Genomic DNA, 24,650 nt, shown 5'->3' with positions numbered 1-24,650 from the left:
CGGTCTGCGCTTACTTGGGGAAGTACAGCTTGCCTTCGGCCGCCATCTGCTTCATCGAGGCAGTCGGCTCATACAGCTTGCCCAGGCTGGCGTACTTGGCGCACTTGTCCAGAATCGTCTGCATGCCGAGGCTGTCGGCGTACTTCAGCGCACCACCGCGGAACGGCGGGAAGCCGATGCCCATGATCAGGCCCATGTCGGCTTCGGTCGGCGTCTCGACGATGCCTTCATCCAGGCAGCGCACGGTTTCGATGATCATCGGAATCATCAGGCGATCGATGATCTCCTCATCCGAGAACTCGGCCTTGCCGTTCGGCTGCACCGACGCGAGCAATTCAGCCGTCTGCGGATCGACGACCTTCTTCTGCTTGCCCTTCTTGTCGACTTCGTACTTGTAGAAACCGATGCCGTTCTTCTGGCCGTAGCGGTTGTTCTCGTACATCACATCAAGCCCGGACTTGAACTCCTTGTTCGACATGCGATCCGGATAGCCCTCGGCGAGCACGTCGCCGACGTGGTGTGAGGTATCGATACCGACCACGTCCTGCAGGTACGACGGCCCCATCGGCCAGCCGAATCCTTCCATGACCTTGTCGATCTTCAGATAGTCGCCGCCGTCGCGGATCAGCATCGACCAGCCACCGAAGTACGGGAACAGGATGCGGTTGACCAGGAAGCCCGGGCAGTTCTTGACCACGATCGGCGTCTTGCCCATGGCGGCCGCGTAGGCGGCGATCGTCGCGATCGCTTCCTTCGAGGTCTTTTCGCCATAGATCACTTCAACCAGCGGCATCTTGTGCACCGGATTGAAGAAGTGCATGCCAAGGAAGTTTTCCGGCGCCTTGACCGCGCTCGCCAGATCGTCGATCGAGATCGACGAGGTATTCGACGCGATGATCGTACCGGGTTTGCTCTGCGCCTCGACCTCGGCCAGCACGCTCTTCTTGATCTTCGGGTTCTCGACCACGGCTTCGACGACCACGTCGACGCCCTGGAAGTCGCCGTAGTTCAGCGTCGGGCGAATCGTCGCCAGGATGTGCCCCGCCTTCTCCGGCGTCAGCTTCTTGCGTTCGACCTGCTTGGACAGCAGCTTGTTGGCCTCATTCATGCCCAGGTCCAGCGCCTTCTCGGCGATGTCCTTCATGATGATCGGCGTACCCTTGTCCGCACTCTGGTAAGCGATGCCGCCGCCCATGATGCCGGCGCCCAGCACCGCCGCATGTTCGACCTTCTTGCCGGCCTTGATGTAGCCCTTGCCCTTCTTCTTGATCAGCTGGTCGTTCAGGAACAGGCCGATCAGCGCGTCGGCCTGCGTGGTCTTGGCCAGCTTTGCAAAGCCCTGACCTTCGATCTTCAGTGCTTCGTCGCGGCCCTTTGAGGCAGCCTTCTGCATGCCCTTGACCGCCGTCACCGGCGCCGGGTAGTTCTTGCCGGCCTGACCCTGCACGAACGGAATCGCGGTCCCGAACACCATCATTGATTCAATCGGGTCCAGCTTCAGCGGACCGGTCTTCTGCGCACGACGCGCCTTCCAGTCGTATTTGCCTGCTGCCGCCTGCTGTACCAGATTGATCGCGGCGTCCTTGAGCTTGTCGGGCGTCACCACCGCATCGACAGCGTGGATCTTCAGCGCAGCCTCGGCCTTGTTCTGGCTGCCGGCCGCAATCCACTCGATCGCGTTGTCGGCGCCAACCAGACGCGGGAAGCGGACGGTGCCGCCGAAACCCGGAATGATGCCGAGCTTCACTTCAGGAAAGCCCACCTGTGCGGCGGGCACCATGACGCGATAGTCGGTCGAAAGTGCCATTTCGAATCCACCACCGAGCGCGAATCCGTTGATTGCGGTGACGCTGGGAAATGGCAGATCCTCGATCGCATTGAAGACCTGATTGGCTTCCAGCGCCCAGCCTGCGATCTCTTCTTCGGATTGCTCGAACATCTTGCCGAACTCGGTGATGTCGGCGCCGACGATGAAAACATCCTTGGCCGAAGTCACCACCAAACCGGTGATGCCGGAAGCGGCGGCGATAGCCTGTCCGGCTTCCTTGAGCTCACGTACAGTCTGAGCGTCGAATTTGTTGACCGATTCGCCCTGACGATCGAAACACAACTCGGCGATACCGCCGTCGAGCATGGAGACTCGAATGGACTGCCCTTGATACATGGGAAAGAACCTCATGATGGAAAAGGGATTTCGCGCAGCGCCGCCGTTGCATGTCACTTGGCTGGCTGCGCCCGAAAATGAAGGTCGGCAATCATAGCCGCCGTGTTGCAGTGCCGTAAACCAACGATAGATCGGGATTTTCCGTATCTCTGGCTGCCTTTTTTGCCAGTAGCGGGACAAATCAGGCGGCGCGGCGGCCCCGGCTGCACAAGCGAGCATTTTTTGACACTTTCTCAGCCGCACCCTACACTCGGACCAGCTTTTCGGGGAAAAGTCAAGGGGGCATAACCATGGCGGGAAAACCGCGGCGAATCGGCCTCGGCAACCGAGTAGTGAACTCGGCCAGGGCTTGGAGGATCGCCTGCTTCAAACCATCGCCGCAGCGGCAGGCCTCTGGCATGGCCCCGCGTACGCGGTCGCATGATTGCGATCCGCAGATCGCCACCCCTGAATTCGGTTCGTCGCACATCGTCACCCCCTCAATCTCTTTCAGCCAACCCGGCCGGTATCGGCCGTCACTCATATGGAGCTCGTCACGCCCATGAAGAAACCTGCAAAGAAAGCCGGCGCCAAAGCCGTGAAGAAAGTGGCAGCGAAGAAACCCGCAGCAAAGAAGGTGACAGCGAAGAAGGCGACTCCCAAAGTTGCGGCCAAGAAGCCCGCCGCAAAGAAAACAGCCGCCAAGAAATCCCCGGCCAAGAGCTCCCTGAGCAGCAAGGCCAAGAAGGCCGTAACGTCTGCCCGCAAGGACTTTGCAAAGGCCAAATCCGCAGTCAAGAAAGCCGCAACCCAGGTCAAGAGCGCGGCCAAGAAGGACGTGGCGCTGGCCAAGCGCACCGTCAAAGCGGACGTATCGAAAGCCAAGAAAGCTGCACGCGACCTCAAGTCCGCAGTCAAGCGCGACGTGACCAATGCGCGCAAACAGGTCAAGGCCGATGTCAGCAAGGCCCGGAAGGCGGTCGAGAAAGCGCAGACCAGCGTCAGCCGCACCGTAAAAGCGGACGTCGATCGAGTGCGCACCGTCGTTGACTCCGCCGCATCCAAGGCCAGGAAGCAGGCCCAGAAAATCGAAAAGGCCGTGGCCGACTTCGCCGCTCCGATTGCGCAAGCCATCACACCGTCACCGCTGTCTCGTGCGTTCCTGGCCACTTCGCAGGGCAAGAAGGAAGCCGCCGAACTTGGCATCTCGCCGGGCCAGGTTCCCGCTGACGACACCACTCCGCCGGGCCAATCCTGATCGAACCGCGCGCAGTCGCATCAGGCCCGCCACCCGGCGGGCTTTTTGTTTGGCCCTAGGGCAGCGACAATGGACTCTCAACTTCATCCGTCCATCCGCATGAGCCTGACGCTGGATCAAAGTACCGAGCTGTGCAGCCTGTTTGCCGATGCGAGCCGCCTGCGACTGCTGCTGCTGCTTGAGCAGCACGAACTGAGTGTGGCCGAGCTGACTGAAGTGACTGGCCTGGCGCAGAGTCGCGTTTCGACCCATCTCGCACGCCTGAAGCGCGCCGGGCTGGCCCAGGACAAACGCAGTGGCAACGCAGCGTTGTATTCCATCACCGAGATGCCGGACGAATCGGCACCCCTGTGGGCGATCCTGCGTGAACGCCTGGATGACACTCAGCTCAGGGTCGACCGCGAACGCGCGTCACAGGTCGTCGCCGCCCGCAAGCACGGCCAGACCTGGGCCGAATCGGTCGCCGGGCGCATGGAGCTTCACTACTCACCGGGCCGCACCTGGGAGACCACGGCGGCAGCATTGATCGGTCTGCTGGATCTGGGCGACGTCGTCGATATCGCCTGCGGCGACGGTGTACTGACCGAGCTGATCGCTGCGAGGGCACGCCATATCACCGGCATCGATATCAGCGGCACGGTGATCGCTGCGGCGCAAAAACGTCTTTCGTCGATCAGCAATGTCGACTTCTGCGAGGCGGACATGCATTCGCTGCCGCTGCCCTCAGCACGCTACGACCATGTCTTTCTGATGCACGCACTGTCGTATACGACGGAGCCCCGAAAAGTGCTGCAGGAAGCCGCGCGTTTGCTGCGACCCGGCGGCCACATTGTGTTGGCGACCTTGGCGCCCCACGGTCATGAACAGATTATGCGGGCCTACGATCACCGAAACCTTGGCATCGCCCCGGACAAACTGCGCAAGCATCTTCAGGCCTGCGACCTCGAAGTGGACAGCTGCCGCATCAGTTCGCGCGAATCCCGTCCTCCCTACTTCGAAGTCATCACGGCCATTGCGCGCAAGCGCTGAACGCCGCTACCAGTCCACCACCTGCCTGCCTCGCAGCAGCACTCCGCTAGGCACCTCTGCGGCGGTCGCGGCCCAGACAATATCCGCCGCTGCGTCTTCGACCGCATCGGGAGCGGCGTCACCGCCCATCCGCGTACGGACCCAGCCTGGATCGATCGCCACCACCCGCACGCCGGCAACAGCGTCATGCGCCAATTGCAGGGTCACGGCATTGAGTGCGGCCTTGGAAACGCCATACGGCGCCGGCCCCTGCAGCCCCCGGGCGAAACTGCCGTAGCCGGATGAAATATTGATCACCCGACCCTCGCCACGGGCATTCATGGCCGGCATCCACGCGCGTGCGCACCACAAGGCACCCAATGCGTTGATCGCGAGCGCGTCGACGAAATCCGACGCCTTGGCGTCCAGTGTTCCACCTTGCGGAAACACACCGGCATTGTTGATCAGTACATCGATCTGAATGCCATTCATGTGCAGAGCATCAGCACAGGCTTGCACCTGTCCTGGCTTGGACACATCGAGCACCATGCCAAGCACGTCACCCTCGGCATCCGATAATCGCCTGGCCGCCGAATACGCCGCTTCCGCTTCGCGCGCGGTCAGCACGACGCGCAGACCATTGGCTAGCAACTGCCTACAGACCTCGAGGCCAATGCCGCGATTCGCGCCAGTGACCAGCGCCGTGCACACACCTACGCGGTCGGAAGATCTTCCTGCCACAGGCATTTACCCTTGCTCGCGATCTTGCCCAACCGCGCGCGATGCAGATCCAGCTCGGACTCGCTCGCACGGATCACCGGCAGCGGCGCATTTCCGGCATTCAGCAGCTCGGCAAACCGGCGCCGGCTGGCACGCTCGCCGGATTGCTCGTCGAGCGACAACCGGCTCTGTCCGCCAGTCATCGCCAGATAGACTTCCGCCAACAAGCCGGCGTCCAGCAAAGCGCCGTGCAGTTCGCGATTGGAGTTGTCGATCTCGTAGCGCCGGCACAATGCGTCCAAACTGACACGCTGGCCAGGATGCAGCTTCCTCGCCATCGCCACGGTATCGGTGATCGTGCACACCTCGTCGAGCTTGCGGCCGATGCCCGCGCGCGCGAACTCCATGTTGAGGAAGCCGACGTCGAAGGCCGCGTTGTGAATGATCAGCTCAGCGCCTTCGAGGTAGTCCCACAGCGTCTTGGCCAGATCGCGAAAGCGCGGCTTGTCGGCCAGAAAATCCATGGTGATGCCGTGCACTTCCACCGCGCCCGGATCGATCTGACGATCCTCCGGATGCACGTACTGATGAAAATCGTTTCGGGTAAAGCGGCGCTTGCGCAATTCGACGCAACCCACTTCGATGATCCGATGGCCCTGCTCGACCTCCAGTCCGGTGGTTTCGGTATCCAGAACGATTTGGCGTTGCGTCATTGCTCAGTCTCGAGATTCAGATCGGCCAGGCGCTCAGACATCGGCCGCCAGCGCCTGCAGCACGCCTTCATTCGCCAGACGATCGGCTTCCTCATTGCCGTCATGGCCAGAATGGCCCTTGACCCACTGCCACCGGACCTGATGCCGCGCGGCCGCGGCGTCGAGCCGCTGCCACAGATCCTGGTTCTTGACCGGCTTCTTGTCCGCCGTGCGCCAGTTCCGCGCTTTCCAGTTCGGCATCCATTGCGTCAGACCCTGCATGACGTAGACAGAATCAGTGTACAGCGTGACCTCGCACGGCTGCTTCAGCGCATCCAGCGCCTCGATCGCCGCCATCAGTTCCATGCGATTGTTGGTGGTCTGGCGTTCACCGCCACTGAGACGACGCTGCTGACCATTGCACTCGAGCAAGGCCCCCCAACCGCCCGGCCCCGGATTGCCCTTGCAGGCCCCATCGGTATGAATAATGACGTGTTTCAACGCTGTCCCACGGTGACGGCCTGAAGATGGGCCGCAGTGTACGGATTTCGTCAGGGCGGCGTGGAATCCCTGCTATCCAGCGCATCACGCTGTGCGGCAGGCAACCCGATGCCGACCAGCGGCTTGATCTGTGCCCGCTGCGTACGACCGATGAAATTCATCGGCAGCACCCGCTTGCGCGCCACGATCATGTACGCCTCGGCCAGTGGCGCCAGCAGGCTGGCAACTGACCACAGCCCACCCATCGTGTGCGGAGAGAGCCACGGAAATCCGGTCCCGTAACGGCGGACTTCTGCGACTTCAAAGTCCAGCAGCTCGAGCCAGTCGGCAACGCGTCCGACACTGAAAAAGCGCCCTGCGGGCGGAAACATGCGAGACCCGAGTCCGAGCCGCATTCGCCACAGCCATAACCCCCAGGGATTGAAGCCGAGCACGAACAAGCGACCACGGTCGTTCAGCACCCGATCGACTTCACGCAATACCGGATGTGGCGAGCGGGTGAACTCCAGTGTGTGCGGCAGCACCACGGCGTCGACACTTTTTGCAGCGATCGGCAGCTGCTGAGGATCGGCGATCGCCGCCGCGCCATCAGCCACCGTGCCCAGCACCGCATGATGCAGGGTTCCCGAACTGGCGATCAGCGCCGGACCTTCGCCCCAGTTGCCTATCTGCAGCACATGTCTCCCGAACACGTCCGGCAGATAACGACTGAGCTGCTCTCGCTCAATATCGAGCATGCGCTGCCCGCGCGGAGACGCACGCCAGAGCTCCAGTGCCTGGCGATCCAGCGGACGCCCCCCCTGCGGATGACGGCGGGATGAGATCACGTGCTACCCTCAATGGACCACGGTTGCGGACATCTTAACGCCGATGCAGATTCGCGCCATTCCTGCGTTTGTCGACAATTATCTGTGGCTGATTGGCGACGGCCCCGAAGTCGTCGTCGTCGATCCCGGTGATGCCGCTCCGGTACAGGCCGTACTGGACGCCGAGGGACTTCGGCTCGCTGCCATCCTGATCACGCATCATCATCCCGACCATACCGGCGGCATCGCCGCGCTGACACAGCGCTGGCATATCCCGGTCATCGGCCCCGCGGCAGAGCGCGATCGCATCCGCGGCCTGACGCAAGCCCTGGTTGACGGTGAATCGATCCAGCTGCTCGGCGTCGAATTTGAGGTGCTGTCAGTCCCTGGCCACACCTCGGGTCATATCGCCTACTACGCGCCCGCGCTGGCCTCGCTGTTCTGCGGTGACACCCTGTTTTCAGCCGGCTGCGGTCGGTTGTTCGAGGGCACTCCGCAGCAGATGCACGCTTCGCTGCAGCGCCTTGCGGCATTGCCCGCCAACACCCAAGTCTATTGCACGCACGAGTACACGCTGTCGAATCTGAGCTTTGCACTGGCGGTCGAACCGGACAATGCCGACATTCGCGCGCATCGCGATCACGTGGAGTCATTGCGCCGGAATCAGCAGCCCAGCCTGCCGACCAACTTGACGCTGGAACGCCAGATCAACCCGTTTCTGCGTTCGGACATCCCCGCAGTCGTCGAGGCTGCCGAGCGCTGGAGCGGACAGCGCTGCGATGATGCGGTGTCGGTATTTGCCCAGCTGCGGCGCTGGAAAGACGGCTTTCGCGCAGCGCCCTGAGCACTCTCGGACCTGCGGCTTTGCGATCCACCTAGCGATCTCGTAAATTCACGGCATTGCCGTCGGCCGGTGCTGGGGAGCGCCACCGAACTCGACAACGGCAATTACGAGGTTGGGAATGCTCTACGAGACACTACGCAAAGTCGCTGCGGCGGCCTGTTGTGCGCTGTGCCTGAGCGCAACGGCTCAGGCGGCGTCGGACACACCATCAATCTGGACGCACATCGTTGCCGGCATGCAGCTGGACCAGCGCGAGACGCCGGAGACCGTTGCGCGGGCGCGGGCCTACGCCAGACGCGCCGACCTGGTCGAGGCGATGCTTGCACGCTCGGAGCCGTTCCTGTGGCACATCGTCGAGGCCACCGAACGCCGCCGCATGCCGCTGGAGCTGGCGCTGCTGCCGGCCGTCGAATCCGGCTTCGATCCCCACGCCCGCTCGCAGCGCCAGGCAGCCGGCTTGTGGCAATTCGTACCCGCAACCAGTGCGATCTTCGGACTGCAGACCACGCGCGATTACGACGCCCGTCGCGACCCTGTCGCCAGTACGCGCGCCGCCCTGGGGCATTTGAGTGACATGTACGAGTACTTCGGCGACTGGTGGCTGGCGGTTGCCGCCTACAACGTCGGCCTCGGCAACCTGTCGAACATCCTCAAGGCGCAGCACGGAGTGACCAGCATCTGGGCACTGAAGTTACCGAAGGAGACCCATGACCACGTGCGTCGGCTGGCGGCGATCAGTCTGCTGATCGAACAGCCGCAGCGCTTCGGCATCACGCTGCCCGCCATTGCCGATGCACCGGCCACTGCCATTGTGCCGCTGCGCAGCGCCATCGATCTGTCCGCTGCGGCCGAAGCCGCAGGCGTGTCCGACAGCCTGATTCGCCAGCTCAATCCGGGTCTGGGCGACCTGCGCAATACCACCGGCAAGAAAGGCGTAATGCTGCCGACTGCGGAAGCAGAGCGTCTGCTGGCCACGCTCAAATCACGTCGCTTCACGCCGTCGGCACGCCCGCAAGTTGTGGTTCACGTGATCCAGCCGGGTGATTCGCTGTGGCAGATCGCTTCGCACTACAGGGTCAGCATTGACGACCTGCGGCGCTGGAACGATCTGGCCGAAAGCAGCGTGCTGCGGCCCGGCCGCCGTCTAAGCGTGCAGACCAGTCTGTAGCCTCGAAGCCGAGCAAAACAAAACCCGCCGCGTGGAGTACACGCGGCGGGCTGGATACAGACCAGAATCTCGAAGCGTCAGTGCGCGCGCGCCGCCTCGGCTTCGGCGCTGTCGTCTGCCGCGACGGCCGCTTCTTGTGCAGGCCGCGGCTCCGGCATCGTCTCCAGGGCGATCCGCAGCACATCCTCGATCCAGCGCACCGGCTCGATGTTGAGTGCGGACTTGACCGCCTCGGGGATATCAGCCAGATCCTTGACGTTCTCGTGCGGGATAATCACCGTCTGAATGCCGCCGCGCTGCGCTGCCAGCAGCTTCTCCTTGAGACCGCCGATCGGCAGAACCTCACCACGCAGGGTGATCTCACCGGTCATCGCAACATCCGCGCGCACCGGAATACCGGTCAGCGCCGACACCAGGGCAGTACACATGGCGACACCCGCAGACGGCCCGTCCTTCGGCGTCGCGCCCTCAGGCACATGCACATGGATATCGTTCTTGGAGTAGAACTCAGGATCGATCCCCAGCGCCGGCGCGCGTGAGCGCACCACCGTCAGTGCCGCCTGAATCGACTCCTGCATCACATTGCCCAGCGAACCGGTTTGGGTCAGCTTGCCCTTGCCCTGTGCCAATGCGGATTCGATCGTCAGCAGCTCGCCACCGACTTCGGTCCACGCCAGACCAGTCACCTGTCCGACCTGATTCTTCTCTTCTGCGCGGCCATGGCGGTATTGCGGCACACCGAGATAGTCGTCAAGGTTCTTGTCCGTGACGACGACCTTCTTGTCATCCGGCTTCATCAACAACTGCTTGACCACCTTGCGGCAGATCTTGCTGAGCAAGCGTTCGAGGTTGCGCACACCGGCTTCACGTGTATACAGCCGGATGGCGCTTAGCAGTGCTTCATCGGTGACTTCAAGCTCGCCATCACGCAGGCCGTTGTTCTTCATCTGCTTCGGCAGCAGGTACTTGCGCGCGATATTGAGCTTCTCGTCCTCGGTATAGCCGGGGATGCGGATCACTTCCATGCGATCCAGCAGCGGCGCCGGAATGTTCAGCGTGTTTGCGGTCGCGATGAACATCACGTCGGACAGATCGAATTCGACTTCCAGATAATGATCCTGGAACGTCGAATTCTGCTCGGGATCCAGCACCTCCAGCAGCGCAGACGACGGATCGCCGCGGAAATCCATCGCCATCTTGTCGATTTCATCGAGCAGGAACAGCGGATTGCGCGTGCCGACCTTGGCCATGTTCTGCACGATCTTGCCGGGCATCGACCCGATATAGGTGCGACGGTGACCGCGGATTTCGGCCTCGTCGCGCACGCCGCCCAGCGACATGCGCACGAACTTGCGGTTGACCGCTTCGGCGATCGAGCGCCCCAGCGAGGTCTTGCCCACGCCCGGAGGTCCGACCAGGCACAGGATCGGGCCCTTGAGCTTCTTCATGCGCGACTGCACCGCCAGATACTCGACGATGCGTTCCTTGACCTTGTCCAGGCCGTAATGGTCTTCGTCGAGCTTGGTCTGGCAGGCTTCAAGGTCGATATGGGTCTTGGTGCGCTTCTTCCATGGCACCTGGGTCAGCCAGTCCAGGTAGTTACGCACGACCGTGGCCTCGGCCGACATCGGCGGCATCATCTTGAGCTTGTTGAACTCGGCAACCGCCTTGGCCTTGGCATCCTTGTGCATGCCGGCCTTCTCGATCTTGGTCGCGAGCTCTTCCTGTTCGCTCGGCCCATCCTCACCTTCGCCGAGCTCTTTCTGGATCGCCTTCATCTGCTCGTTGAGGTAGTACTCGCGCTGGTTTTTCTCCATCTGCGATTTCACCCGCGAGCGGATCTTCTTTTCGATCTGCAGCACATCGATCTCGCCTTCCAGCTGCGCCATCACGTGTTCAAGACGAACCTTGGCGTCGGCAATCTCCAGCACATCCTGCTTGTCTTCAAGCTTGAGGCTCAGATGCGCAGCGATGGTATCGGCAAGACGGCCCGGCGAATCCATGCTCGCCAGCGACGGCAGCAGCTCGGCCGGAACCTTCTTGTTCAACTTGGCATAGGACTCGAACTGCGCAAGGATCGAACGCGACAGCGCGTCGAGTTCCTTGTTGTCGGTCAGCGCTTCCTTGTCTTCCGGCAGCGCCTTGCATTCGGCAGTCACGAATTCGCCGTCCATGTTGAAACTGGTGACGCTGGCGCGACTCTGGCCCTCGACCAGCACCTTGACCGTGCCGTCAGGCAGCTTGAGCATCTGCAGGATGCTCGCAAGAGTGCCCACGGTATACATGTCCTTCTCACGCGGGTCATCGGTATCCGCGGTGCGCTGTGCCAGCAGCAGGATGCGCTTGTCGTCCTGCATCGCTGCGGTCAGCGCCTTGATTGATTTTTCGCGGCCCACGAACAGCGGAATCGCCATGTGCGGGAACACGACGACGTCGCGCAGCGGCAAAACGGGTGCGGTACGGTCTGATGAAGTGCTCACGCTTGGGCTCCAATTCGAGATGACGGCATTATGCCGGATGCTTGTTCAGCTCAATGCGGTCTGTGCCGGGCAAATCAAGTCAAAACGGCCCGGCGAGCCTCTATCTGCAAAACATTATCAAAACGATTCAAGGCATTAAGCCGTATTCCAGCGTCGCCCATGACGCCTGCCGAGGGGCCGGTCGGGGTCAGGCCGCCCCCGACCGGCAGCTCCCCGCCCTGGCTGCCGCTGCAGGACTGTCTGCGCGGCTCGATCGAGTCAAATCAGCCCATACAGCGCTCAGCAACGTCGGCATGTCCGGTCGATGCAGGTTATGGTGTCGTCTCGTTCCGAACTCAAAATAAGTGCTGCGCATGCGTGCCGTTGTTCTGATTCTGTGGCTGGTTGCGGAAGTCTGGCTACTCCAGGCCGCCGCTGATCGCGTCGGTGTGGTGGCTACCGCATTGTGGTTGCTGATTGCAGTCGGCATCGGCAGCGCGGTGATCCGATTGCAGGGCCTTCGCACAATGCTGCGTGCCCAGGAAGCGGTCGCCCGCGGCGAGCGGCCCAGTCTCGAGCTGATCGACGGCAGCTTGGGTGTCGTTGCCGGCATGCTGCTGGTATTTCCGGGTCTGGCGTCCGATTGCCTGGCACTGCCGCTGCTGATTCCTCCGTTGCGGCACATGCTGACCCGCTACGCGGAACGAACCTTGCGCCGCCGCTATCCCGATCTACGTGAGGGCGTGGTCATCCAGGGCGAATACCGCGAGGCCTCGCGGCCACAGTTACCGTACGACTGAAGTCGCTCAGAAATCGCTGTCGCCACTCTCTTCGGCCCGATTGCGCATCCAGTCCGCAGTCGTGAACAGACTACCGGCCAACTGCCGCGCGATGCCATCAGGAACCTGGTTCCGGCTCAGGGAACGCAGCATGCAGTCCATCCACTGGTCGCGTTCGACGACCCCGATCGAAAACGGCAGGTGCCGCGCGCGCAGGCGCGGATGACCGAAACGTTCGACGTAGAGCTGCGGTCCACCCAGCCAGCCACACAGAAACCAGTACAGCTTGTCGCGCGAACCGCTCAGATCCGCAGGATGCAAAGCGCGCAACACGGCATATGCCGGATCTGCGTCCATCAGATCGTAAAAACCGTCGACCAGCCGGCGCACGCCCGCTTCGCCACCCAGTGCCTGGAATGCGGAAATCGTGTTTGAGGACTCGCTCATATCTGCAGGTTTCATCTGGTCGCCTGGGCGCGATATCGTAACTGGATGAGCTCGTCAGGAAATTCCGCTGCCGGAGAAGCGCCGCGCGTACGCCTCGACAAATGGCTATGGGCTGCCCGCTTCTACAAGACCCGGACCCTCGCCAAGCAGGCCATCGAAAGCGGCCATGTCCGTTACGACGGCGAGCGCTGCAAAGTCAGCAAGGAGGTTGCCGTCGGGGCCCGCATCGCCGTGCGTCGCGGCTGGGACGACCAGGAAGTGCGGGTCCGCGCGCTGTCCGACGTGCGCCGCGGCGCTCCCGAGGCACAGTTGCTCTATCTGGAAACCGATGAAAGCGTGCAACGCCGCGAAAGCCAGCGACTCGAACGTCAGGCTGCGCAGCAGGCGGCCGGGCCCGACCGCCCCACCAAGCAGCAACGCCGCCTGCTGCAGAAGCTGAAGCGAAGCATGTTCGAATAAGTTATTTATTCATAGGGTTAAGGGACATATCTGACCTCTTTTCAGATACGAGACCCGCTATATCCTTATTCCATTTTCGGGAAAACCGGCGCCACGCATTGTGTACCCTGGAAACGGCTCATAGACTCGCCGCCGAACGCCGGAAGAGCCGGCCCGGGAGCTCCAGGAATGTTTGACGTGCCCGCCACCGCTGAAGACCGCCGCCCGATTCGCGTCCTGGACGATGCGGAGATCCGCGCGCTGAACGCGCGCTACGCGCCGCTGCATTTCGAGGAACGAATTCGCCAGCTGTACATCGACTTCGACCCTGCCGGAGTGCTGGTGACTTCTTCCTTCGCCGCAACCTCAGCGTATTTCCTGCACATCATTTCGCGGATTCGTCCGCAGCAGCTGATCCATTTCATCGACACCGGCTATCACTTTGCCGAAACCGAAGCGTACAAGCAGTATCTGATCGAGCTGTTCGACCTCAAAGTCGCCGATCTGCGCGCGGAGGACTGGAAACACCAGTTCACCACGGATGAGAAGACCTGGGAGAAGGATCCTGACTTCTGCTGCTCGATCAACAAGGTCGAGCCGCTGGAGACGATCAAGCCGAACTATCAGGTATGGGTATCCAGCCTGATGCGCTGGCAGACCGAGCATCGCGCCGGCCTGGATATCTTCGAGCTGCGTCGCGGCATCCTGAAGTTCAATCCCATGATCGATGTCACCCGCGAACAGCGCGACGCCTACATCAGCGAACACGCGCTGCCGTTTCACCCGCTGGTGGCCAAGGGTTACTCATCGATCGGCTGCACCCATTGCACTGTGGCCGGCGACGGCCGCAGCGGTCGCTGGCTGGGCAAGCCCAAAACCGAGTGCGGATTGCACCAATAGACTGATCGTCACATTTGCTGTCGCGATCTTCTGCCTCGGCCGCGCAGCCGGGGCATTTTTTTTCGTCCAGTAACGGCTCGTCTCAGGCGCCGACCGCGCGATCCGACACATAGGGATTGGATTTACGCTCGGCGCCGAAGGTGGACACCGGACCATGTCCCGGAACAAAGCTGATCGAGTCACCCAGCGGGAACAGGCGCTCGCGGATGGAGCGGATCAGATCCCCGTGATTGCCACGCGGAAAATCAGTACGGCCAATCGAACCCTGGAACAGCACGTCGCCCACCAGCGCCAATTGCGACGGCGCGTGATAGAACACGACATGACCCGGCGTGTGACCCGGACAATGAATGACATCCAGACTCAGACCGCCGACCGTGACCTGATCGCCCTGCTGCAGCCAGCGCGTCGGCTCAAAACTGCGTGACGGCGGAAACCCGTACTGGCGAGCCGCATCGGGCAACAGCTCGATCCAGAAACGATCGTCGACATGCGGCCCTTCGATTGGCAGCTGCAGTTGGTCGGCAAGATCGGCGACGACGCCGACGTGATCCAGGTGCCCGTGAGTGACCAGCAGCTTTTCCAGCGTGACGCCGCGGCTGCGGACCGCATCCAGCAAGCGCGGCACCTCGCCCCCGGCATCGACCAGCGCGCCGCGCAGCGTCTGCGGATCCCAGATCAGCGTGCAGTTCTGCTCAAACGGCGTAACCGGAATGACTTCGGCCTTCAGGGTAGCCGGCTGCGACGCTGTCACGATGCTGCAGCCGCATTGAGCACGTCGCGCTTGCGTGCGACCGCCGCGAGCAGCTGATCGTGCGCATCGACAAACAGCTTCACCCCATCGGCGACCAACTGCTCGGTAATGGCATCCAGCGGCAATCCCAGGGCCTCGACCTGGCCGAGCGCCGCATCGGCAGCATCGACCGAATCGGTCAGTGTTGCAGTGACCTGACCGTGATCGCGGAACGCGTCCATCGTTGCCGGCGGAATCGTATTGACGGTATCCGCACCGATCAGCTGTTCCACATACAGCACGTCGCGATAGGCCGCGTTCTTGGTGCCGGTGCTGGCCCACAGCAGGCGCTGCGGGTGTGCGCCGCGCTGCACGAGCGCCTGCCAGCGCGGCGTCAGGCACAACTGCTGGTAGTCCCGATAAGCCAGTTTGGCGTTGGCAATCGCGACACCACCTTTCAGCGCCGCAAGCTGTGCATGCAGCTTGGCATCATTGGTGGCAGCGATCCGCGCATCAATTTCGGCATCCATCGCGCTGTCGATGCGGCTGATGAAGAAACTGGCAACGCTGGCCACGGTCGCCGGATCGCCACCGGCGGCAACGTAGGTCTCAAGACCGTCAAGATAGGCTTCGGCCACCGCCAGATAGGCAGGCCGCGAAAACAGCAGGGTCACATTGACGTTGATGCCCTCGCCGATCAGCTGCCGGACCGCAATCGCTCCGGCCGCGGTGCCCGGCACCTTGATCATCAGATTGGGACGATCCACTGCCTTCCACAGCCGCCGTGCGTCGGCAATCGTCGCCTCGGCGTCCAGCGCGATATGCGGTGACACCTCGAGGCTGACATAACCATCCCGAGCTGCGCTGTCGCGATACAGCGGCATGAAGATGTCAGCAGCCTTGCGAATATCCTCGATCGCCAGGTGCTCGAACAGGCACGCCGCATCGGTTTCGCCTGCGCGCACCCTAGCTGCCAGCGCGGTGTCATAGTCGGCGCTGCCGGCGATCGCCTTTTCGAAGATCGCCGGATTGGACGTCAGTCCGCGAATCCCTTCGTCAATCAAGGCCTGCAAGCCGCCGGACAGCAGCAGATCACGGCGGATGAAGTCCAGCCAGATGGACTGGCCATATTGATGACAGGCTTGAAATGGGCTCACGACGGTTCGGCTCGCTTGGTTGCGGATTCGGTGTGCCTATTGTCCACGCTGGCGCCGAAAAGAAAACGTCACGGCCGCTCCAGCGCAGCGACCTGCTGCGCAAAAACAGTCCGCGCGCCGGCGCTCCAGACCGTCCAGGCATGCCCGCCCGGCAGCGCCAGAAAATGGCCAGACGGCAGCTGCGGCGCCATCAATTGCGCGGCCGAAATGAAGCGATCCTCGGTCCCGCACACCAGCCACACCGATGCGGCCGCGTCGGCCCGCTGCGGCCAGCCATGAACCACTCGCCAGAGCTCGCGGGTCGCGTTGCTGCGATCAACCTGGGGGGGGCAACGGCCCGGGATTCCAGCCGCCGACACCACCCGCGTCGACGATGTCCCGCTGCAACCGCTCGTCTCCCATGTACGGCGCCAACAGCAGCAGCGCATCGATCTCACCCGGATGGACGCGCTGGTACATCAACGCCCCAAAGCCTCCCATTGACGCACCCACCAGCGCGATCCAGCGATAGCCGCGCGCACGCGCCGGCGCCACGATCTGGTCATGCAGACGCTCGACCAGTCGACCCTCGCGGTAATACCCAGGCGTCGCACCGACCAGCAGGACGTCGGCCTGAGGATCCCCCTGCTGGATCGCCTCGACGATGCCGGACCGGCGCAATCCTTCAAGATCGTCCGCCCGCCCCGGCAGCACCACAACCTGACGATGATGCGCACCAGCGCCGTCAATCGCCTGGGTGGGGATCTGCTCTGGCACAGGCCGAAATGCCGCAAGACACCCGCTTTGCAGCAGACTCAGCAGCAGCAGACCCAGACCGGCAAGACCGCGACCCATCACTGCCCTTGGCATTCCCTTCCCCCTTGATGAATTCCCGGACCGATCGGACTCCTGCTGCATGCACTCCCCCTGGCACGAACGCCGCTGCGATTTATTCGATAAAGAGCGCAACATAAGGCAGATTCAGGGCCAGTTCATCGTCAAGGGCCCTAAATGCAACAGGCACAGAATATTCGGGAGACAGTCACCATGAAGAAAATTTCTGCTTTGAGCGTCCTGCTGATCGCGGCGTCGCTGCTTACCGCCGTCCCGGCCAGCGCCGGATCGGTCACGATCGACACGCAGGGCCGCGTCACGATCTCGGATCACGAGCGCACCGTGCTGCGCAATTATTACCAGCAGGAGCAGTCCGATCACGGCAAGGCCAAGGACAAGAAGCTGAACAAGGGTATGGAAAAGCGTCTGGCCAGCGGCAAGGGCCTGCCGCCGGGATGGCAGAAGAAAATGTCGCGCGGCGACGTTGTCCCGTCCGATATCTGGCGCTATCACGAGCCGCTGCCGTCCAGCATCATCCGACGTCTGCCGCCGCAGCCTGAGGGCGTGGTCACGGTGCGCATCGACAATCAGGTCGTGCGCGTGATCGAGGCAACGCATGTGCTGCTCGATGCCTTTGACCTGTACTAACCCCCAAAATCATCAAGCTGGGCTCCGACGGCCGACGTACGTACTCTCACCGGCGGAGCCAAGTTCACCTACTATTCGCAGGCAATTCCCGTCCCGTGTTGGAAAATCATTCAATGAAAAAATCGATCCTGCTTGTTGCCGCCGGCGCTCTGTTGCTGCTGAGCGCCTGTAGCAAGGCCACCCCGGCGAACTATGAAAAGGTCAAATCCGGAATGTCGCCGGACGAAGTGCATGCGATCCTCGGCAAGCCGGACGACGTCAGTGGCGGCGGCATCGGAAACTTTACGGTGTCGACCGAAACGTGGAACGGCTCGAAGAACGTGATTGAAGTGACCTACGCCGGAGACAAGGTCTCGATCAAACGGATCGCTCCCCGCGAGGACAAGTAAGCCATCCCACAGGCAGGTCGTCGTAACGATGCCGATACCAGCAGGGTCATCGGCATCGTTGCATTCCGCGGCACATCAACTGCCGCAGGGTTTGGCATAGTCTCAACTCCTTCGCACGCAGATCGGTTGCCATGAGTCGAATTGTCGACGCTGTTACCGCGGTGCTCGTTCACCGTGGCCACGTCATGGTGCTGAAGCGTCAGGGCTTCCTGCGCGCGTTCCCAGGCTACAGCGCATTTCCGGGCGGCAAAGTCGACGCCGAGGATGCCTCAGGCCTCGATCTGCCGACGGCCTGGCACGCTATTGAAAGCCGCTTGCTGCGTGCGCTGATCCGCGAATTGCAGGAAGAAATTGCACTGGACCTCGTCGCCCTCCACACGGAGGGCGGCGTACTCACGCTGCGCGATCTTGGCATTGCGCTGACGCCCGCACCGGCACCGGTTCGCTTCAACACCCATTTCTTCCTGATCGAGCTGGCCGAGCGCCCGGACGTCAAGGCTGACGCGCACGAAATCGCCGAATTCAGCTGGGCACCTCCGGGCGAATGGCTGGAGCAGTATCAGAACGGGCGCATCATTGCGGCGCCACCCACTGTCGCGGTGCTGCGAGCGCTGGGAACCAACATCAATGCCGATGAAATTCCCGGCCTGCACTTTGAAACCCGCAAGCGCTACGAATTGCCCCTGATTGAATCAGTCGCAGGCGTGCGGCAGATCCTGGTGCGCTCGAACACCATTCCTCCGGCCCAGCACACTAATTGCTTCCTGCTGGGCGACCTGCAGTCGCATCGTGTGCTGGTGGATCCATCGCCCGCCGATGATGCGGAGATGGAAAAACTGGTCGCAGTCGCCAATCGCTTCGGCATCCACGAAATCTTTCTGACGCACCATCATCCCGACCATCGCGAGCGCGCCAACCTCATCGCGCGAACGCTCGATGTCCCCATGGGCATGTCAGAAGATACGCAGACACGCATTCGTGAAAAAGCCGGTTTGGCCTACTTCGACGAAATCAGCGTCAACATCTATCGCGAGGGCGATGTGCTGTGCCGCTGGCTGGGACAAGCTGTCGAGGTGTACGAAGTCCCAGGTCACGATGAGGGCCAGCTGGCGTTGATGCCAGAAAGCCGTGCCTGGTGCATCGTCAGCGATCTGATTCAGGGCCTGGGGACCGTGGTCATCGCCAAACCGGAAGGCAACATGCGCAAGTATCTGGCATCGCTGCGCAAGGTGATCGAGCTCAATCCAATGGCGATCTATCCGTCGCACGGCATCGGACTGGGCGGCACCTTCCGGCTCCGCGATACCCTGCATCACCGGGAAATGCGCGAAAAGCAGATACTGGCGCTGATCCACGAAGGCCGCGATATGTCTGGAATGCTCGCGGCGATTTATCCGGATCTCGATCCGCGACTGCTGCCGCTGGCGCAGATGAATATCGAAAGCCACCTCGACAAGCTGCGCGAGGACGGCGTCGTCGCCTGACGGCCGACCGAACCAGTTAGCGAAGCAGAGTCATCCGCAGCTCGACCTTGTCCTTCTTCAAGTGCTCAAGCTTGACCGGAATGTAGTCGCGGCTCGGCGCGAACCAGTAGTGAAACGGTCGCTTGGGATCGTCGATTCGATCAACACGAATTGTCTCGAAAGTGCCGGCCGGCGTCGCGACGGACTCGGTCCCGATGACCGCAAACCGGTAGGACTTCATGCGGTCCTCATTGACCAGCACAAATTCGGCCTGATCCGGAGCGTCTCCAGCCGCATTCCTGATCACCCACATGCGGACCGCCTCGCGAATCACGAAACGGTCATAGGCCTGATCCGGCAGATCGCGAAGGGTCATCTCGCCGGCACGCAGTGTCTTGACGCGTTTCTGACCCCAGTCGAAGTCGAGCCGGAAGCTGTCATTTTCGCGTTTGTCGTTGTCGTAGCTGAACTGTCGCGAAATGATGCGGCCGTTCTGCACGCAGAACTGGCTGGTTTCCTTCGGCGCACCATAGGTCCACCGCACCAGCGCGATCGGATCGGTGGTTGATTCGTAGAGGAAGCAGCCATCGGCCTGAGGCGTGAGACGGATCTCGCCTTCGCCCAGCGGAATACCGCTCCAAGTGACATCGTAGCGATCGGAGCGAGCGGTCAGATGCTGCGTCGGGTCGACTTCCGCCGCGAACACCGACTGCGAGCTCGCCAGCAGGGCGATCACCCACACCAGTCTGCGCAAGCTCATCGGAAACGCCCCTCGACCGCGTCCATCGACAACGGGGCATCCAGTACGCGATCACGGAATCGCACTTTCCCGTCGACCAGCGCGACATCGCCCGCCGCAAGCCATGCCACGGCCTGGGGAAAGATCTTCAGTTCGATCTGCTGCATGACGCGCTCCGCAAGAGTCTCCTGGGTATCCTGCGCCTGCACCATGAACTTGCCCTGAACTATGGCCGGCCCGCCGTCGAGTTCCTCGGTCACGAAGTGCACCGTCGCTCCATGCTCCGCATCGCCGGCGTCGAGCGCGCGTTGATGAGTGTGAAGGCCGGTATGTCGCGGCAACAGGGACGGATGGATGTTGATCATGCGGCCGCTGTAGCGCTGCACAAAGCCCGGCGTCAGGATGCGCATGAAACCAGCCAGCACGACGATATCCGGCGCGTAGATGTCGACCACCTCCGCCAGCGCCGCATCGTAACTGGCACGATCAGCATAATCCTGTGACGTCAGGACCCGTGTGACGACGCCAGCGTCCCGGGCACGCTGCAAACCGCCCGCATCGGCGCGATTGCTCACGACGGCCGCAATGCGACCGTCAATGCGGCCGTCCGCACATGCGTCCAGCAGTGCCTGAAGATTGCGCCCCTGACCTGAAATCAGGACGACAATACGCGCGGTCATGACCAGCGCCGATCAGGCGAAGCGCACATCCTGATTTCCCGCCGTGATCTCACCAAGCACCCAGGGCCGCGCCCGCGACTTCTTCAGACTGGCCAGCGCTTCATCCGCCCGCAGCCGCGGCACGACCAGCGCAAAGCCCAGGCCGCAGTTGAATACGCGGCGCATCTCGTCGGTTTCGACGCGCCCTTGCTGCTGCAGCCAGTCGAAAATTTCCGGCTGACGCCAACTGGCCGTGTCGATCACCGCGCCCACTTTTTCCGGGAAGCAACGTGGCAGATTGCCCGGAATTCCGCCACCGGTGATGTGCGACATGCCGCGCACCGGAATTCCCTGCTCCAGCAGGCTCAGTACCGGTTTGACATAGATCTGTGTCGGCGTCATCAGCGCGTCGGCCAGAGTGGCCGACCCAAATGCCTGATCCAGCTTGGCCCGGCGCAGCTTCAGAATGCGCCGGATCAGCGAGTAGCCATTGGAATGCGGCCCCGACGACGGCAGACCGATGATGACGTCACCCCGCTTGATCGCCGAACCGTCGATCAGCTTCTTCTTTTCCGCCACCGCAACGCAGAATCCGGCGACATCGAAATCACCCGGCGGGTACATGCCCGGCATCTCCGCTGTCTCGCCGCCCACCAGCGCACAACCTGCCAGCTTGCATCCGCGCGCAACGCCCTTGATCACCTGAGCGGCGACCTTCTGGTCCAGTTTTCCGGTCGCAAAATAGTCCAGGAAGAACAGCGGTTCGGCACCGGATACCAGCACGTCGTTGACACACATGCCGACCAGATCCTGCCCCAGACCCTCGATCTTGCCGGTCTGGATACCCAACATCAGCTTGGTACCGACGCCATCCGTACCGCTGACCAGAACCGGCTGGCGGTACTTCTTCGGCAGGCCGACCAAGGCACCAAAGCCCCCGACCCCGGCCAGCACTTCAGGCCGATGGGTCGACTTGACGATCTTCTTGATGTCGTCCACCAGCGCGTCACCCGCATCGATATCGACACCGGCATCGCGATAGGTCAAACCGGCAGCAGCCTGCGCCCGGACTTTCTTGGTCATGGTGATGGTTACTCGAAATGGTATGGCCCCTGGCCGGGACCTGCGGGATCGGCTGTCATTTTAGCGGCGCGCGCCGGATAATTCCGGCCATGCGAACTCTTTTCTTGCTGATCGGCCTGTGCGTGACCGGCATCGCACTGGCGCAATCCCAGGCTCCGGGCACTGGCAATCCTTATGAGGCACGTGTTCCGGTCACGGACCAGAGTGCCGGCACACGGGATGCCGCATTGCGCGAAGCGCTGGCCACCATCGTCAACCGGGTCGGCGGCGACGGCGCCGCAACCCAGGCAGGAAGCCTGATCGCACAGGCGCCGCAGCTAGTACAGCGATACGGCTACGACAAGGATGAAACCGGCGCCACGGTTCTGGTTGCCGCGTTCGATCCACGCACGGTCGACAGCCGCGTGAAGGGATTGGGCCTTCCAGTCTGGGGCGTCTATGCCGCCGAGGTCGAAGACATCCAGCTGATGATCCGTGGCGTGTCCGATCGGTCGAGCTATCTGAAGGTGATGGCACTGCTGCGAGGACTGCCCAGCGTCCGCCGTGTCGACGTGATCTCTGCCAAGGCCGATGGCCTGGCGCTGAGCGTGCGTTCCGAGGGCGGCGCCAGCCGCCTGAACGGCGCGCTGCTGACCAGCGGCACGCTGACCCAGGACTACTCGACCGGCACTTCAGAACTGGTCTATCGGGTACTCGCGACAGCGCCATGAACGTCGCATGGCGCGAGCGCTGGATCTGGTACGTCGCCGGCCTTGGGCTGCTGGTGTTCTTCTGGCTTCTGGGTCCAGTGCTGCTGCCGTTCGTGATCGGCGCCGGCCTCGCCTATCTCGGCGATCCGATCGTCGATCGACTGCAACGCTGGGGCCTGTCGCGCACTGCGGGCGTAGCCGCGGTATTTGTCGGGCTCAGCGTCGTCGGCATTGTCGCGGCAGTGCTGGTCATCCCCATGCTGTACCAGCAATCGCTGGCGCTGCTGGCAAACATTCCGGACTGGCTGGCGTGGATCCAGGACATTGCATTGCCATGGCTCGGCATTCATCTGCCGGATGGCATGCATCTGGACGCTCCCAGCCTGAAGAAAATCCTGACAGAGCATTGGACCGACGCTGGCGGCGTAGCGGCGGCGCTGTGGGCCAATGTGTCCAAGTCCGGCGCGGCGATCGCCGCGCTAGCCGCCAACCTGCTGCTGGTACCGATCGTCACGTTCTACCTGCTGCGTGACTGGGATGATCTGGTCGCCTGGCTGCGCAATGTCATCCCACCGCGCGTGCGCCCGGTGGTCGATCAGCTCGCGACCGAAACCGATCAGGTGATGGGTTCATTCATCCGCGGCCAGCTCAGCGTGATGCTTGCGCTGGCGGTGCTTTACAGCGTCGGGCTGGCGATTGCCGGGCTCAAGCTCGCTCTGGTCATCGGCTTCTGGGCAGGCATCCTCAGCTTCGTTCCTTATCTGGGCTTCGCCGTCGGCTTCGTCGCCGGCCTGCTGGCGATGCTGGTGCAGGAACAGTCGCTGCTGCCACTGGTCTGGGTTGCGATCGTGTTCGGTATCGGCCAGATCCTCGAGAGCTGGTGGCTGACACCGACCCTGGTCGGTGATCGTATTGGTCTGCATCCTGTTGCGGTGATCTTTGCACTGATGGCCGGCGGCCAGCTGTTCGGATTCGTTGGCGTCCTTTTGGCGCTGCCCGGTTCCGCCGCCATTGCCGTATTGCTGCGCCACGCCAAACAGCGCTGGCTGCTGAGTCCGATGTACCTGGAAGGCAGCGCGCCGGAACCCCTGGAACCGTCGCGGGACTCGACACAAGCGCCGGCTGCTGAACCGCCGGCATGAAGGGCGCTCAGCTGCCACTCGCCGTGCACCTGCGCGATACGGCGAGTTTTGAAAGCTTTTTTGCCGGCGACAATGTCGATGTAGTGGTCGCACTGCGCGCGCTGTCGGCTCCAGTCCTGCTGTTTGGTGCCGCGCACAGCGGACGCACTCACCTGCTGCAGGCTGCGTGCCGCGAACATGGCGGAGCCTATCTGCCACTGACTGAGCTGGCCTCGCTGGGGCCGTCGCTGCTGGACGGCTACGCCGAGAGCCCGGCACTGTTCATCGATGACGTCGACACCGTCAGCCACGACGCGACGTGGTGTACCGCATTGATCCGCGTGATCGATCGACTGCGCAGCGACAGCCATCCCTACGTACTCAGCGCAGCCGCCGCTCCAGATCGCATGGAGATCGCTCGCGCCGACCTGCGCACGCGCCTGTCGCAGTGCGCGGTGTTCGGGCTGCGCCCGCTGGATGACGACCAACGGCGCGCGCTGCTTCAGCTGCGAGCGCGCCTGCGCGGCATTCAACTGCCGGACGAGGTCTCACGCTGGCTGCTGACGACGCGCGCGCGCGACACCGGCAGCCTGATCGAGGCCATCGAAATCCTGGATCGCGAAACGCTTACCCGGAAACGGCGTCTGACTCTGCCTTTGGCGCAGGCCGCTCTCGCTGACGCCAGCGCACGTACATCACCAGACTGACGAAGTCGATCGCTGCGACCGCGGCAATCCCGAAAGCCTCGAGTCGCTGGTCCGGCCGTGCGTAACCTTCAGCCAGCCACAACGCACTGTAAAACGCGACCAGCATGCTGGCCCATTGATAGGTGTAGATGCGCTCGCGCAGCAGGCCCGGGATCGGCAGCGCCAGCAGCAGCGCGCCCAACCACGCGAGACTGCTTTGCTGAACAGCAAGCCAGCCCATCAGGATGAACTGCGCCGCCAGTGCGGCACCCTTGGCGTACTGACTCAGAGGACGTCGGTTCATCAT

28 protein-coding genes are annotated in these 24,650 nt (G+C 62.4%); 13 read left to right on the top strand and 15 right to left on the bottom strand.

Translation table 11 applies throughout. The annotated features are described in order from the left end of the window. Positions 1–10: 10 nt before the first annotated feature. Positions 11–2,164: a fatty acid oxidation complex subunit alpha FadB gene (gene fadB / locus E4T66_RS06575; protein WP_136848128.1), complete on the bottom strand. Its 2,154-nt coding sequence runs from the start codon at positions 2,162–2,164 to the stop codon at positions 11–13. Positions 2,165–2,705: 541 nt separating this feature from the next. Between fadB and E4T66_RS21325 the strand changes: the two genes are divergently transcribed. Further along, positions 2,706–3,401: a histone gene (locus E4T66_RS21325; RefSeq protein WP_169577512.1), complete on the top strand. Its 696-nt coding sequence runs from the start codon at positions 2,706–2,708 to the stop codon at positions 3,399–3,401. A gap of 69 nt (positions 3,402–3,470) precedes the next feature. After that, positions 3,471–4,430: a metalloregulator ArsR/SmtB family transcription factor gene (locus E4T66_RS06560; RefSeq protein ID WP_248679495.1), complete on the top strand. Its 960-nt coding sequence runs from the start codon at positions 3,471–3,473 to the stop codon at positions 4,428–4,430. A 6-nt stretch (positions 4,431–4,436) separates the two neighbouring features. Here the strand turns inward: E4T66_RS06560 and E4T66_RS06555 are convergent, their stop codons facing one another. From E4T66_RS06555 to E4T66_RS06540, 4 genes are read right to left on the bottom strand one after another with little or no spacing between them, the layout of a single operon-like run. Continuing rightward, positions 4,437–5,150, bottom strand: coding sequence for an SDR family NAD(P)-dependent oxidoreductase (locus E4T66_RS06555; protein WP_211242799.1), 714 nt, complete (start codon positions 5,148–5,150; stop codon positions 4,437–4,439). Next, on the bottom strand, positions 5,123–5,842 hold the full coding sequence (dnaQ, locus tag E4T66_RS06550; RefSeq protein ID WP_136848124.1) for a DNA polymerase III subunit epsilon: 720 nt from the start codon (positions 5,840–5,842) through the stop codon (positions 5,123–5,125). Before dnaQ ends, E4T66_RS06555 begins: the two co-directional genes overlap by 28 nt. Before the next feature lie 33 nt (positions 5,843–5,875). Further along, positions 5,876–6,322, bottom strand: coding sequence for a ribonuclease HI (rnhA, locus tag E4T66_RS06545; protein ID WP_136848123.1), 447 nt, complete (start codon positions 6,320–6,322; stop codon positions 5,876–5,878). 50 nt (positions 6,323–6,372) lie between these two features. Beyond that, the gene (locus E4T66_RS06540; protein WP_248679493.1) at positions 6,373–7,149 is read right to left on the bottom strand and encodes a class I SAM-dependent methyltransferase; all 777 of its coding nucleotides are present in this window, start codon (positions 7,147–7,149) and stop codon (positions 6,373–6,375) included. 43 nt (positions 7,150–7,192) lie between these two features. Here E4T66_RS06540 and gloB point away from each other — a divergent pair, with 43 nt between their 5' ends. After that, positions 7,193–7,972, top strand: a complete 780-nt coding sequence (gloB, locus tag E4T66_RS06535; RefSeq protein ID WP_136848122.1) for a hydroxyacylglutathione hydrolase — start codon at positions 7,193–7,195, stop codon at positions 7,970–7,972. 118 nt (positions 7,973–8,090) lie between these two features. Then, on the top strand, positions 8,091–9,140 hold the full coding sequence (locus E4T66_RS06530) for a transglycosylase SLT domain-containing protein (protein WP_136848121.1): 1,050 nt from the start codon (positions 8,091–8,093) through the stop codon (positions 9,138–9,140). 77 nt (positions 9,141–9,217) lie between these two features. Here the strand turns inward: E4T66_RS06530 and lon are convergent, their stop codons facing one another. Beyond that, positions 9,218–11,554: an endopeptidase La gene (lon, locus tag E4T66_RS06525; protein ID WP_441347696.1), complete on the bottom strand. Its 2,337-nt coding sequence runs from the start codon at positions 11,552–11,554 to the stop codon at positions 9,218–9,220. Positions 11,555–11,973: 419 nt separating this feature from the next. Here lon and E4T66_RS06520 point away from each other — a divergent pair, with 419 nt between their 5' ends. After that, positions 11,974–12,399: an FxsA family protein gene (locus E4T66_RS06520; RefSeq protein WP_136848119.1), complete on the top strand. Its 426-nt coding sequence runs from the start codon at positions 11,974–11,976 to the stop codon at positions 12,397–12,399. A gap of 6 nt (positions 12,400–12,405) precedes the next feature. Here E4T66_RS06520 and E4T66_RS06515 read toward each other — a convergent pair whose 3' ends face one another. Next, positions 12,406–12,825, bottom strand: a complete 420-nt coding sequence (locus E4T66_RS06515) for a group II truncated hemoglobin (RefSeq protein WP_136848118.1) — start codon at positions 12,823–12,825, stop codon at positions 12,406–12,408. A gap of 45 nt (positions 12,826–12,870) precedes the next feature. Here E4T66_RS06515 and E4T66_RS06510 point away from each other — a divergent pair, with 45 nt between their 5' ends. Together E4T66_RS06510 and E4T66_RS06505 are read left to right on the top strand one after the other, a co-directional pair. Continuing rightward, positions 12,871–13,284 carry an RNA-binding S4 domain-containing protein gene (locus E4T66_RS06510; protein ID WP_136848117.1) on the top strand — a complete coding sequence of 138 codons (414 nt, stop codon included), beginning with the start codon at positions 12,871–12,873 and terminating at the stop codon, positions 13,282–13,284. 168 nt (positions 13,285–13,452) lie between these two features. Then, positions 13,453–14,163, top strand: coding sequence for a phosphoadenylyl-sulfate reductase (locus E4T66_RS06505; RefSeq protein ID WP_136848116.1), 711 nt, complete (start codon positions 13,453–13,455; stop codon positions 14,161–14,163). 82 nt (positions 14,164–14,245) lie between these two features. Here E4T66_RS06505 and E4T66_RS06500 read toward each other — a convergent pair whose 3' ends face one another. The 4 genes from E4T66_RS06500 to E4T66_RS06485 all read right to left on the bottom strand — a co-directional run bounded on the left by E4T66_RS06500 (position 14,246) and on the right by E4T66_RS06485 (position 16,902). Next, positions 14,246–14,917 (bottom strand): MBL fold metallo-hydrolase, encoded by a 672-nt coding sequence (locus E4T66_RS06500; protein WP_248679491.1) that lies wholly within the window; start codon positions 14,915–14,917, stop codon positions 14,246–14,248. Then, positions 14,914–16,053 (bottom strand): transaldolase, encoded by a 1,140-nt coding sequence (gene tal / locus E4T66_RS06495; protein WP_136848115.1) that lies wholly within the window; start codon positions 16,051–16,053, stop codon positions 14,914–14,916. Before tal ends, E4T66_RS06500 begins: the two co-directional genes overlap by 4 nt. A gap of 68 nt (positions 16,054–16,121) precedes the next feature. Further along, entirely contained in the window at positions 16,122–16,337 is a 216-nt protein-coding gene (locus E4T66_RS06490) for a hypothetical protein (RefSeq protein WP_136848114.1), read from the bottom strand. 31 nt (positions 16,338–16,368) lie between these two features. Then, positions 16,369–16,902 carry an alpha/beta fold hydrolase gene (locus tag E4T66_RS06485; RefSeq protein WP_136848113.1) on the bottom strand — a complete coding sequence of 178 codons (534 nt, stop codon included), beginning with the start codon at positions 16,900–16,902 and terminating at the stop codon, positions 16,369–16,371. Positions 16,903–17,079: 177 nt separating this feature from the next. Here E4T66_RS06485 and E4T66_RS06480 point away from each other — a divergent pair, with 177 nt between their 5' ends. From E4T66_RS06480 to E4T66_RS06470, 3 genes are all read left to right on the top strand, one after another. Continuing rightward, complete coding sequence (locus tag E4T66_RS06480) at positions 17,080–17,514, top strand: hypothetical protein (RefSeq protein WP_136848112.1); 435 nt, start codon at positions 17,080–17,082, stop codon at positions 17,512–17,514. A 113-nt stretch (positions 17,515–17,627) separates the two neighbouring features. Next, positions 17,628–17,903, top strand: coding sequence for a lipoprotein (locus tag E4T66_RS06475; protein ID WP_136848111.1), 276 nt, complete (start codon positions 17,628–17,630; stop codon positions 17,901–17,903). Positions 17,904–18,034: 131 nt separating this feature from the next. After that, complete coding sequence (locus E4T66_RS06470; RefSeq protein ID WP_136848110.1) at positions 18,035–19,387, top strand: MBL fold metallo-hydrolase; 1,353 nt, start codon at positions 18,035–18,037, stop codon at positions 19,385–19,387. A 16-nt stretch (positions 19,388–19,403) separates the two neighbouring features. Here the strand turns inward: E4T66_RS06470 and E4T66_RS06465 are convergent, their stop codons facing one another. The 3 genes from E4T66_RS06465 to purM are packed head-to-tail and all read right to left on the bottom strand — an operon-like array spanning position 19,404 to position 21,847. Further along, positions 19,404–20,126 (bottom strand): DUF3108 domain-containing protein, encoded by a 723-nt coding sequence (locus E4T66_RS06465; protein WP_136848109.1) that lies wholly within the window; start codon positions 20,124–20,126, stop codon positions 19,404–19,406. Then, the gene (purN, locus tag E4T66_RS06460; protein WP_136848108.1) at positions 20,123–20,785 is read right to left on the bottom strand and encodes a phosphoribosylglycinamide formyltransferase; all 663 of its coding nucleotides are present in this window, start codon (positions 20,783–20,785) and stop codon (positions 20,123–20,125) included. The genes E4T66_RS06465 and purN overlap by 4 nt, the downstream gene beginning before the upstream one ends. Before the next feature lie 12 nt (positions 20,786–20,797). After that, on the bottom strand, positions 20,798–21,847 hold the full coding sequence (purM, locus tag E4T66_RS06455; RefSeq protein ID WP_136848107.1) for a phosphoribosylformylglycinamidine cyclo-ligase: 1,050 nt from the start codon (positions 21,845–21,847) through the stop codon (positions 20,798–20,800). 89 nt (positions 21,848–21,936) lie between these two features. On the opposite strand from purM, the gene E4T66_RS06450 reads away from it, so the two are divergent. The 3 genes from E4T66_RS06450 to hda are packed head-to-tail and all read left to right on the top strand — an operon-like array spanning position 21,937 to position 24,364. Next, positions 21,937–22,557: a DUF2066 domain-containing protein gene (locus tag E4T66_RS06450; RefSeq protein WP_169577511.1), complete on the top strand. Its 621-nt coding sequence runs from the start codon at positions 21,937–21,939 to the stop codon at positions 22,555–22,557. Continuing rightward, complete coding sequence (locus tag E4T66_RS06445; protein ID WP_136848105.1) at positions 22,554–23,678, top strand: AI-2E family transporter; 1,125 nt, start codon at positions 22,554–22,556, stop codon at positions 23,676–23,678. The genes E4T66_RS06450 and E4T66_RS06445 overlap by 4 nt, the downstream gene beginning before the upstream one ends. After that, positions 23,675–24,364 (top strand): DnaA regulatory inactivator Hda, encoded by a 690-nt coding sequence (hda, locus tag E4T66_RS06440; protein WP_136848104.1) that lies wholly within the window; start codon positions 23,675–23,677, stop codon positions 24,362–24,364. Before E4T66_RS06445 ends, hda begins: the two co-directional genes overlap by 4 nt. Here hda and E4T66_RS06435 read toward each other — a convergent pair. Beyond that, the gene (locus E4T66_RS06435) at positions 24,285–24,647 is read right to left on the bottom strand and encodes a DUF2069 domain-containing protein (protein ID WP_211242798.1); all 363 of its coding nucleotides are present in this window, start codon (positions 24,645–24,647) and stop codon (positions 24,285–24,287) included. The genes hda and E4T66_RS06435 overlap by 80 nt on opposite strands. Between the last annotated feature and the right edge of the window lie 3 nt (positions 24,648–24,650).

Origin of the sequence: Sinimarinibacterium arenosum (genome assembly GCF_005047655.1) — a bacterium.
In the GTDB taxonomy this organism is placed as follows: Bacteria; Pseudomonadota; Gammaproteobacteria; order Nevskiales; family Nevskiaceae; genus Solimonas.
This window is presented reverse-complemented; position numbering and strand designations above follow the sequence as displayed.

Coding starts and splice junctions, on each gene's coding strand:
- fadB (WP_136848128.1), bottom strand. CDS start 2,164: ATGTATCAAGGGCAGTCCATTCGAGTCTCCATGCTCGACGGCGGTATC.
- E4T66_RS21325 (WP_169577512.1), top strand. CDS start 2,706: ATGAAGAAACCTGCAAAGAAAGCCGGCGCCAAAGCCGTGAAGAAAGTG.
- E4T66_RS06560 (WP_248679495.1), top strand. CDS start 3,471: ATGGACTCTCAACTTCATCCGTCCATCCGCATGAGCCTGACGCTGGAT.
- dnaQ (WP_136848124.1), bottom strand. CDS start 5,842: ATGACGCAACGCCAAATCGTTCTGGATACCGAAACCACCGGACTGGAG.
- gloB (WP_136848122.1), top strand. CDS start 7,193: ATGCAGATTCGCGCCATTCCTGCGTTTGTCGACAATTATCTGTGGCTG.
- E4T66_RS06530 (WP_136848121.1), top strand. CDS start 8,091: ATGCTCTACGAGACACTACGCAAAGTCGCTGCGGCGGCCTGTTGTGCG.
- lon (WP_441347696.1), bottom strand. CDS start 11,554: ATGGCGATTCCGCTGTTCGTGGGCCGCGAAAAATCAATCAAGGCGCTG.
- E4T66_RS06520 (WP_136848119.1), top strand. CDS start 11,974: ATGCGTGCCGTTGTTCTGATTCTGTGGCTGGTTGCGGAAGTCTGGCTA.
- E4T66_RS06515 (WP_136848118.1), bottom strand. CDS start 12,825: ATGAGCGAGTCCTCAAACACGATTTCCGCATTCCAGGCACTGGGTGGC.
- E4T66_RS06510 (WP_136848117.1), top strand. CDS start 12,871: ATGAGCTCGTCAGGAAATTCCGCTGCCGGAGAAGCGCCGCGCGTACGC.
- E4T66_RS06505 (WP_136848116.1), top strand. CDS start 13,453: ATGTTTGACGTGCCCGCCACCGCTGAAGACCGCCGCCCGATTCGCGTC.
- E4T66_RS06485 (WP_136848113.1), bottom strand. CDS start 16,902: ATGCCAAGGGCAGTGATGGGTCGCGGTCTTGCCGGTCTGGGTCTGCTG.
- E4T66_RS06480 (WP_136848112.1), top strand. CDS start 17,080: ATGAAGAAAATTTCTGCTTTGAGCGTCCTGCTGATCGCGGCGTCGCTG.
- E4T66_RS06475 (WP_136848111.1), top strand. CDS start 17,628: ATGAAAAAATCGATCCTGCTTGTTGCCGCCGGCGCTCTGTTGCTGCTG.
- E4T66_RS06470 (WP_136848110.1), top strand. CDS start 18,035: ATGAGTCGAATTGTCGACGCTGTTACCGCGGTGCTCGTTCACCGTGGC.
- E4T66_RS06465 (WP_136848109.1), bottom strand. CDS start 20,126: ATGAGCTTGCGCAGACTGGTGTGGGTGATCGCCCTGCTGGCGAGCTCG.
- purN (WP_136848108.1), bottom strand. CDS start 20,785: ATGACCGCGCGTATTGTCGTCCTGATTTCAGGTCAGGGGCGCAATCTT.
- purM (WP_136848107.1), bottom strand. CDS start 21,847: ATGACCAAGAAAGTCCGGGCGCAGGCTGCTGCCGGTTTGACCTATCGC.
- E4T66_RS06450 (WP_169577511.1), top strand. CDS start 21,937: ATGCGAACTCTTTTCTTGCTGATCGGCCTGTGCGTGACCGGCATCGCA.
- E4T66_RS06445 (WP_136848105.1), top strand. CDS start 22,554: ATGAACGTCGCATGGCGCGAGCGCTGGATCTGGTACGTCGCCGGCCTT.
- hda (WP_136848104.1), top strand. CDS start 23,675: ATGAAGGGCGCTCAGCTGCCACTCGCCGTGCACCTGCGCGATACGGCG.
- E4T66_RS06435 (WP_211242798.1), bottom strand. CDS start 24,647: ATGAACCGACGTCCTCTGAGTCAGTACGCCAAGGGTGCCGCACTGGCG.